Here is a 7,547-nt window from a genome sequence, read left to right on the forward strand (position 1 = left end):
CCAGCCACCCCGACGTGTACTGACTTGCTCCGGGTTGACTCGGGGCATGATCCCCAAAGTCGTACGGTCACGGGACAGTAACGAGACGGCTGGGGTTGCGCAAACACATCCGGCGAACTCGTGAGTCCCGTCACACCGCCAAGTCGGCTAATTCGTCACCCATTCATCGCAATCGATCACCGATCGAATGGTCGGATGTCACGTCCCGCAACCGAAACACGCGATCCGCTGTCGTGGAGATGTCGGCGGCGAGCTCGGCGACGTCGACTCCACGCAGGTGAGCGAGGTCCCGGAGGGTGTAGGCGACGCAATAGGGCTCGTTCGGCCTGCCGCGGAAGGGATGCGGTGTGAGATATGGCGCATCGGTCTCCACGAGCAACTGGCCCGGGGGCACGAACGCGGCGGCCGCGCGCAGCGGCGCGGCGTTGCGGAAGGTCACCGGGCCCGCGAAGGACAGGACATAGCCGCGGTCGACACACTTTCGGGCGAAATCAAGATCACCGGAAAAGCAGTGGAACACAACCGTTTCGGGTGATCCTTCCTCGGTGAGGATCTTGAAGATGTCCGCGTGCGCGTCCCGGTCGTGGATCATCAGCGGCTTGCCGACCCGCTTCGCCAGGTCGATGTGCCAACGGAACGCTTCGTGCTGGGCGGCGGGCGGCGAGTAGTCCCAGTAGTAGTCGAGCCCGGTCTCGCCGACCGCGACGACGCGCGGCTGCCGCGCCAGGTCTTCGATGACGGCCTTGTCCGCGTCGGAGAACTCGGCGGTGCGCGTCGGGTGCACCGCGACCGCGGCGAACACCCGATCGTCCCAAGTGGACGCCTCGGCGGCCCAGCGCGCGGCGGCCAAGTCGTCGGCGACGGTGATCACCCGGTCGACGCCAGCGGCGTTCGCGCGATCGAGCATTGTGGACACATCGGCGGAATCCTTGGCGCCGCAGGCATCCAGGTGCGTGTGCGCGTCGACCACCGGTGCGGGAAGACGCTCCGGCACCGGTGGTCGCTCGCCCTTGCGCGGTGTCACTTCTCGATCGGCGCCCAGTCGGGGCCGGTCTCGCCAAGCTCGGCGTCGAGCTTGGCGAACAGCGGGGCTGGCTTGTCCAGCGGACGCCCCACCTCGATGTCGACCGACTCCCAGCGGGCCGTCTCGTCGGCGTAGTCGCCGGTCAGAATCGGGTAGCGCCGCGACGGCTCGTCCAGGTCGTCGACCTCGCGCAGTTCCGGCTGCGCCGCCCACACGCCCTTGCCGCCGAGCAGTTCGTGCACCTTCTGCGCCGAGTGCGGCAGGAACGGGGTGAGCAGCGTGTTCGCGTCCGAGACGACCTGCAGCGCGGTGTGCAGGATGGTGTCGCGGCGCTCCAGGTCGTCCTTGCGCTTCCACGGCTCCTCGTCGGAGAGGTACTTGTTGGCCGCGCCGACGACGCGCATCGCCTCGCTGGCGGCGAGCTTGAACCGCGACCGGCGCAGGTTGTCCCCGACGGTGTCGAACGCGGCCCGTGCCAACGCCTTGAGCTGTTCGTCGGCGGCGGTCGGCGCGGTGGGGCGCGGCACGGCGCCGACGTTCTTGTGCGCCATCGACACCGAGCGGTTGACCAGGTTGCCCCACTCGTTGGCCAGCTCGAAGTTGGTGCGGCGGACGAACTCGTCCCAGGTGAAGTCGGTGTCCTGGTTTTCCGGGCCCGCGACGGAAATGAAGTAGCGCAGGGTGTCCGGGCCGAACTGCTTGAGGAAGTCCCGGACGTAGATGACCGTGCCGCGGGAGGTGGAGAACTTCGACCCGCTCATGGTCAGGAACTCGCTGGAGACGACCTCGGTCGGCAGGTTGAGTGTGCCGAACGCGCCCGGCTCGCCGCCAGGAGCAACGCGGTCGCCCGCACCATTGTGTCCTAGCAGCAGCGACGGCCAGATCAGCGAGTGGAAGACGATGTTGTCCTTGCCCATGAAGTAGTAGCCCTGGGCCGGGTCGGTCCAGAACTCCTTCCAGGCGTCCGCGTCGCCGGTGCGCCGCGCCCACTCGACGCTGGCGGACAGGTAGCCGATGACCGCGTCGAACCAGACGTAGAACCGCTTCATCGGCGCGTCGCGCCAGCCGTCGAGCGGGACCGGGACGCCCCAGTCGAGGTCGCGGGTGATCGCCCGGGGGCGCATGTCGCCGAGCAGGTTCTGGCTGAACTTCAGGACGTTCGGCCGCCACTCGGTCTTGGTCGACAGCCAGGAGCCCATCGTCTCGGCGAACGCGGGCAGGTCGAGGAACAGGTGCTCGGTCTCGACGAACTTCGGCGTCTCGCCGTTGATCCGCGAGCGCGGGTTCTTCAGGTCGATCGGGTCGAGCTGGTTGCCGCAGTTGTCGCACTGGTCGCCGCGGGCGCCGTCGTAGCCGCAGATCGGGCAGGTGCCCTCGATGTAGCGGTCGGGCAGGGTGCGGCCGGTGGACGGGCTGATCGCGCCCATCTGGGTCTTGACCTGGACGTAGCCGTTGCGCCAGAGCGCCAGGAACAGGTCCTGCACGACCTTGTAGTGGTTGCCGGTGGTCGTGCGGGTGAACAGGTCGTAGGACAGGCCCAGGCCCTGGAGGTCTTCCGCGATCACCCGGTTGTACTTGTCGGCGAGCTCGCGGGTGGTCATCCCCTCCTTGTCGGCCTGCACCGAGATCGGCGTGCCGTGCTCGTCGGTGCCGCTCACCATCAGCACGCGGTGGCCGGACATGCGCATGTAGCGGGAGAAGACGTCCGAAGGGACACCGAATCCGGAAACGTGACCGATGTGGCGGGGGCCGTTGGCGTATGGCCAGGCCACCGCGGTCAGCACGGGGGCACTCATGAGCGCTTAGCCTACGGACGTCACTTTGGACGGCCGCAGGAGGACACCGGATGTCGGCCACACGGCCGCTCGTGCTGGGCCTGGTGACCCGGGCGGGCAAGGCGCCCGGCCACCAGGTCCGCACCGAGCTGATGGGCTGGCGGGCCGACGGGTGGGCCAGGGTGAAGCCCCGGCTGGCGCGGGAGGGCCTGCGGCGGACCGGCAGCCGGAGGCCGTCGAGTTCCGCGTCCCTCGCGCTGCCCGAACTGCTGCGCGCGCTCGACGCAGCGGACATCGCCATGACGTCACTTCAGTGCGGCGGCCCACCCTGGACGACGTGTTCCGCACCCTCACCGGCCGCGGCCTGCGCGACGCGGAACTCGGCGCGATCGCTGGTGCTGTTCGTGATGACGGTGCTGGGCTTGCTGTGGGGCGCGCGGACTTTCGCCAGGGAGAACGCGTGAGTCAGCCGGTCAGCTCGGAGCGCATGAGGTAGACGTTGTACGGGCTCCAGCGCGACATCGTGTAGTGGATGACCGGACCGTCGGCCGACGCCGGGTGCAGGAAACCGCCATACAGACCGGGATACCGGCCGGCGGTGGCCAGCGCCTGGCCGTCGGTCCACGGCCCGGTCAGGTGTTCGGCGGTGCGCAGGACGATCGCGGCGCGGGCCTCGTCCAGGTGCACGGCCAACCACTGTCCGAAGTGGATGTTGTAGAGCACGGACAGCTCGCCCACCGGGCCGCGCATGACCGGGGTGGCGGCGAACTCGTCACGGGGACGCCAGCGCGCGCCGGTCCAGTACTCGTACGCCCTGGGCTCCAGGATGTCGCTTGTGGACACTCGGGCGAGGCGCGCGTCACCCCAGCGGCCATTGGGGGTGCCGAGCAGGTGGAGGTGGTCCTCGGCGCGGGCGAAGGCGGCCATCTGGAACGGGTGGTCGCGCTCGGCGCGGTTGATCCAGCGGGCGCGCTCCGGCTTGTCCCAGGTGTGGCCGCCGTCGCGGGAGACGGCGATGCCCGCGTAGTTGGTGACCCACTTGCCGCGCGCGCCCCAGTTCCGCACCGACATGTAGTGCAGGTAGTGCGTCCCGTCGATCGCGACGCCAGAGCAGGGGATGACGGTCTCCTCGTCGCGGCGGGGGTCGCGGTCGAGGATCTGCCGGGCCGTGCCGTCGTCGCGGGCGATCACCGACTCGATGCGCAAGCCCGAGTCGAGGTCGCGGTCGGCGGCGACGGCCAGGACGTTGCACCGCCAGTCGCCGCCCTCGCTGGGGCCGGCGCCCTCGCCGCACCAGCCCGCGCCGTAGGTGTCGCCGAAGACGACGAACGTGCGGCCGTCGCCGTCGTCCCACATGACGCCGAGGTCGGTGGCGTGGATGCCGTAGCGCTCGGCCGTGCCGTTGACCGACTCGCGCCCGGTGATCTGGGCGACGAGTTCGGTCCCGGCGACCCGGATCACGCCCGGCTCACCGCGGCGTCGTAGAGGGTCTTCTTGCTGACCCCGGTCGCGGCGGCGACCTCGGCGGCGGCGTCCTTGAGCCGCACGCCCTCGGCCGCGAGCGCGCGGACCCGGGCGACCAGGGTGTCCAGGTCGGCGGTGCGCGGCTCGGCCCCCGCGAGGACGACGGTGATCTCGCCGCGCACCCCGTCGCGCGCCCACTCCGCCAACTCGCCGAGCGTGCCGCGTTTGATCTCCTCGTACGACTTGGTCAGCTCCCGGCAGACCGCCGCGCGCCGGTCAGCGCCGAGCACCTCCACGGCGTCGTCCAGCAGGCTCTCGATGCGGTGGGTGGCTTCGAAGAACACGGCCGTGCGCGGCTCGTCGGCCAGCGCCGCCAGCCACTTGCGCCGCTCCCCCGACTTGCGCGGCGCGAACCCCTCGAAGCAGAACCGGTCGCAGGGCAGCCCGGACAGCGCCAACGCCGTCGTCACCGCGGACGGACCGGGCAGGCACGTGATCGGCAGGTCCGCCTCGACGCACGCGGCGACCAGCCGGTACCCCGGGTCGGACACGCTCGGCATCCCCGCGTCGGTGACCAGCAGAACCGTCTCACCGCCGCGGATCGCCTCGACCAGCCCCGGCGCGCGGCTGGTCTCCACGGCGTCGTAGAAGCTCACGATCCGCCCGGTGGGCTCGACGCCGAGCGCGGCGGCCAGGTTCCGGGTCCGCCGGGTGTCCTCGGCGGCGATGACCTCGGCCGACCCCAGCGCCGCCACCAGCCGCGCCGACGCGTCGCCCGGGTCGCCCAGCGGCGTTGCCGCCAGCACCAGCCGCCCGGTCATCCCGCCTGCTGAGCTTGGGCGCGGAGAACGGCCTGCGGTAGGTCTGTCTTACGCCAGTCAGGGAGGAACAAGAGCAATTCGACAGTGCGGTCGACACCCGTCTCCCGCAACTGGTCAGCCACCCGCTTCGACAACCGGACCACTGGATTGGCCGTCTCCACCCGCCCGGCCGAGAAGACCAGCTTGTCGCGGCCCGGGGCGACCGCCTTGACCTCCTGGAAGTCCGACCAGCGCAGCGTGATCCGCGCCCGCTGCCGGACCACCACCACTTCCTCAGGCCCGAGGACCAGCCGCCACGCGCGCATGATCGACACCTGGACGGCGACCACCGCGACGGCCAGCACGACGACGACCAGCGTCGCCTCGACACTCAGGGCACGCCCGAGCGCCCACAGCAGCACCGGCGCGGAGACGAATCCCCCGGCGGCGGGCACGGCCTTCATCGCCGCGTACGGCCAGCGAAGGCGGTAGGTCTCTTCCACCGGGCGAGGGTACCTACCGAGAGGTCAGCCCTGCCGCGCCTGGCCCAGGATCTCCGGCAGGTCCGACTTGCGCCAGTCGCGGAAGAACAAGACCAGGTCAACGGACTGGTCCGCGCCGGACTTGCGCAGCCGCGCCGTCACCCGCTTGGTGAGCGGCGTGAGCGGGTTGGCCGACTCGACGTCGCCGGTCGTGAAAACGAGGCGGTCGCGGTTTCGGGAGACCGCCTTGACCTCCTGGAAGTCCGACCAGCGCAGGGTGATCAGCGCTTCCCGCCGCACGACGACGGTCTCCGGGCCGACGACCAGCTTCCAGCGCCGCAGAAATGTCCCCACGAACGCGCCCGGCACGACCGCCAGCACGACGAACCCGGCCACGTTGAGGTCATCGAAGCCGCCCTTGTACAGGTAGAACGCCCCGAGCAGCAGCGCCAGGGCGAACACGGCGGTCATGATCGCGTTCCCCAGCACGTGGTTCCAGCGCATCGGGTAAGTCTTCTCCACCCGGCAGAGGGTAAAGCGTCACCCGTTCCGGTCTGCCAGGTCGGCGATGAGCCGCACGGACTCCGCCTGGGGCAGGGCGCGCTCGGCCACCCGGTCCCAGGCCGCCCGGTGCGCGGCCACGGCAGCGTCGTCGTCGAGGAACAGGCTCTTCGTGCGGTGCTCGGTGTAGACCAGGGGCGGGTCGCGGTGGAACTCCATCAGCAGGAAGGCGCCGTCCAGGCCCGGGTGCGCGCCCGCCGACAGCGGCACCACCCGCACCACCACGTGCGGCTTGCGGACCACCTCCAGCAGGTGCCGCAACTGGCCCGCGAGCACGCCCGGCCCGCCCACCGGGACCTTCAGCGCCATCTCGCCCAGCAAGGCGTGCACCGTGGGCGGGCTGTCGCGGCTCAGGATGGCCTGCCGGGCCAGACGGGCGGCGACCAGCGCGTCCAGCTCGCTCTCGGAAAGCGCGGCGGGCGCGGTGTCGCGGAGCGCGGCGCGGGCGAAGTCCGCGGTCTGCAACAGGCCGGGCACCAGCCAGGCGTGGTTGCTGCGCAGGGCGACGGCCTTGGACTCCCAGTCGATCAGCGTCTGCCACTGCTCCGGCAGGCCGCGGCCGTGGACCTGCACCCAGTCCGGCTCGGCTGCGCGGCGCACCAGGTCCAGGATCTCCGCCTGCCGCGGCTCGGGCACCCGGTACAGGCCGAGCATGGCCGCGACGTCGTTGACCCGGAGGCCGCTGCTGCCGGTCTCGACGCGGCTTACCTTCGCCTGGGAAAGCCCGAGCTGCGCGCCGACCTGCCCGGTCGTGAACCCGGCCTGCTTGCGCAGCCTGCGCAACTCACCAGCGACCTGCCGTGACCTGATGGTCGGCCGTCCAGGAGGCACGCGCACCCCCGTCCCATCGTGAGCACCTTGTGCGTCCTTTGGTACCGCGCCTGAGCTGGGCAAACAATTACACGATCAGTTGATCGACTTACCCCCCACCGGGAAACCGGGACGCGGACCGGAGCGCCCGACACGGACCGCACAACGGGCACCCTACGATTTCCCCCCGTGAGCGAGCTTGCGAGCGACCCGTCGGCGCACCGAACCAGTGAGGTGGCCCAGTGACTGTCCTCGCGGCTGAAGACGAGGCCAATCGGGTTCCCGCGCCCGAACCGGCCCCGGAGGAGGACTCGGCCCTCACCAGGCTGACCGGCAAGCCCATGCCCGCCGACCGGCTGCGCGGCTGGCTGGTGACCGCTGTGGTCGGGTTGCTGGGTGGGTTTGTGCGGTTGTGGAATTTGGGGTGGCCGACTGATCACGGCACTCCGGTGTTCGATGAGAAGCATTATGTGCCGCAGGCGTGGCAGATGCTGCGCAATGGGGGGTTTGAGGACAACGCCGGTTATGAGTTGACGGTGCATCCGCCGTTGGGCAAGTCGTTGATCGCGGTGGGTGAGTGGTTGTTCGGCTACAACGGCTGGGGGTGGCGGTTCTCCGCGGCTGTGGCCGG

General features: G+C 70.4%; 9 protein-coding genes. 2 read left to right on the forward strand and 7 right to left on the reverse strand.

Features of this window, described 5'->3' with window-relative positions; all coding sequences use genetic code 11:
• Positions 1-163 precede the first annotated feature (163 nt).
• The gene (locus tag BLS56_RS15435; protein WP_091450831.1) at positions 164-1,024 is read right to left on the reverse strand and encodes a TatD family hydrolase; all 861 of its coding nucleotides are present in this window, start codon (positions 1,022-1,024) and stop codon (positions 164-166) included.
• Positions 1,021-2,820 (reverse strand): methionine--tRNA ligase, encoded by a 1,800-nt coding sequence (gene metG, locus BLS56_RS15440; protein WP_091450833.1) that lies wholly within the window; start codon positions 2,818-2,820, stop codon positions 1,021-1,023. The genes BLS56_RS15435 and metG overlap by 4 nt, the downstream gene beginning before the upstream one ends.
• A gap of 50 nt (positions 2,821-2,870) precedes the next feature.
• On the opposite strand from metG, the gene BLS56_RS33025 reads away from it, so the two are divergent.
• Positions 2,871-3,263, forward strand: a complete 393-nt coding sequence (locus BLS56_RS33025; protein WP_091450834.1) for a hypothetical protein — start codon at positions 2,871-2,873, stop codon at positions 3,261-3,263.
• Position 3,264: 1 nt separating this feature from the next.
• Here BLS56_RS33025 and BLS56_RS15450 read toward each other — a convergent pair whose 3' ends face one another.
• The 5 genes from BLS56_RS15450 to BLS56_RS15470 are packed head-to-tail and all read right to left on the reverse strand — an operon-like array spanning position 3,265 to position 6,937.
• Complete coding sequence (locus BLS56_RS15450; RefSeq protein WP_091450836.1) at positions 3,265-4,260, reverse strand: DUF4185 domain-containing protein; 996 nt, start codon at positions 4,258-4,260, stop codon at positions 3,265-3,267.
• On the reverse strand, positions 4,257-5,084 hold the full coding sequence (gene rsmI / locus BLS56_RS15455; protein WP_091450837.1) for a 16S rRNA (cytidine(1402)-2'-O)-methyltransferase: 828 nt from the start codon (positions 5,082-5,084) through the stop codon (positions 4,257-4,259). The genes BLS56_RS15450 and rsmI overlap by 4 nt, the downstream gene beginning before the upstream one ends.
• Entirely contained in the window at positions 5,081-5,566 is a 486-nt protein-coding gene (locus tag BLS56_RS15460; RefSeq protein WP_091450839.1) for a hypothetical protein, read from the reverse strand. Before BLS56_RS15460 ends, rsmI begins: the two co-directional genes overlap by 4 nt.
• A gap of 24 nt (positions 5,567-5,590) precedes the next feature.
• On the reverse strand, positions 5,591-6,067 hold the full coding sequence (locus BLS56_RS15465) for a hypothetical protein (RefSeq protein WP_091450840.1): 477 nt from the start codon (positions 6,065-6,067) through the stop codon (positions 5,591-5,593).
• Positions 6,068-6,085: 18 nt separating this feature from the next.
• Positions 6,086-6,937 (reverse strand): helix-turn-helix domain-containing protein, encoded by an 852-nt coding sequence (locus tag BLS56_RS15470; protein ID WP_175482841.1) that lies wholly within the window; start codon positions 6,935-6,937, stop codon positions 6,086-6,088.
• Positions 6,938-7,158: 221 nt separating this feature from the next.
• Here BLS56_RS15470 and BLS56_RS15475 point away from each other — a divergent pair.
• The coding region (locus tag BLS56_RS15475; RefSeq protein ID WP_228771655.1) for a phospholipid carrier-dependent glycosyltransferase at positions 7,159-7,547 on the forward strand (389 nt) is incomplete at its 3' end.

The organism is Actinokineospora iranica (assembly GCF_900101685.1).
Lineage (GTDB): Bacteria > Actinomycetota > Actinomycetes > Mycobacteriales > Pseudonocardiaceae > Actinokineospora > Actinokineospora iranica.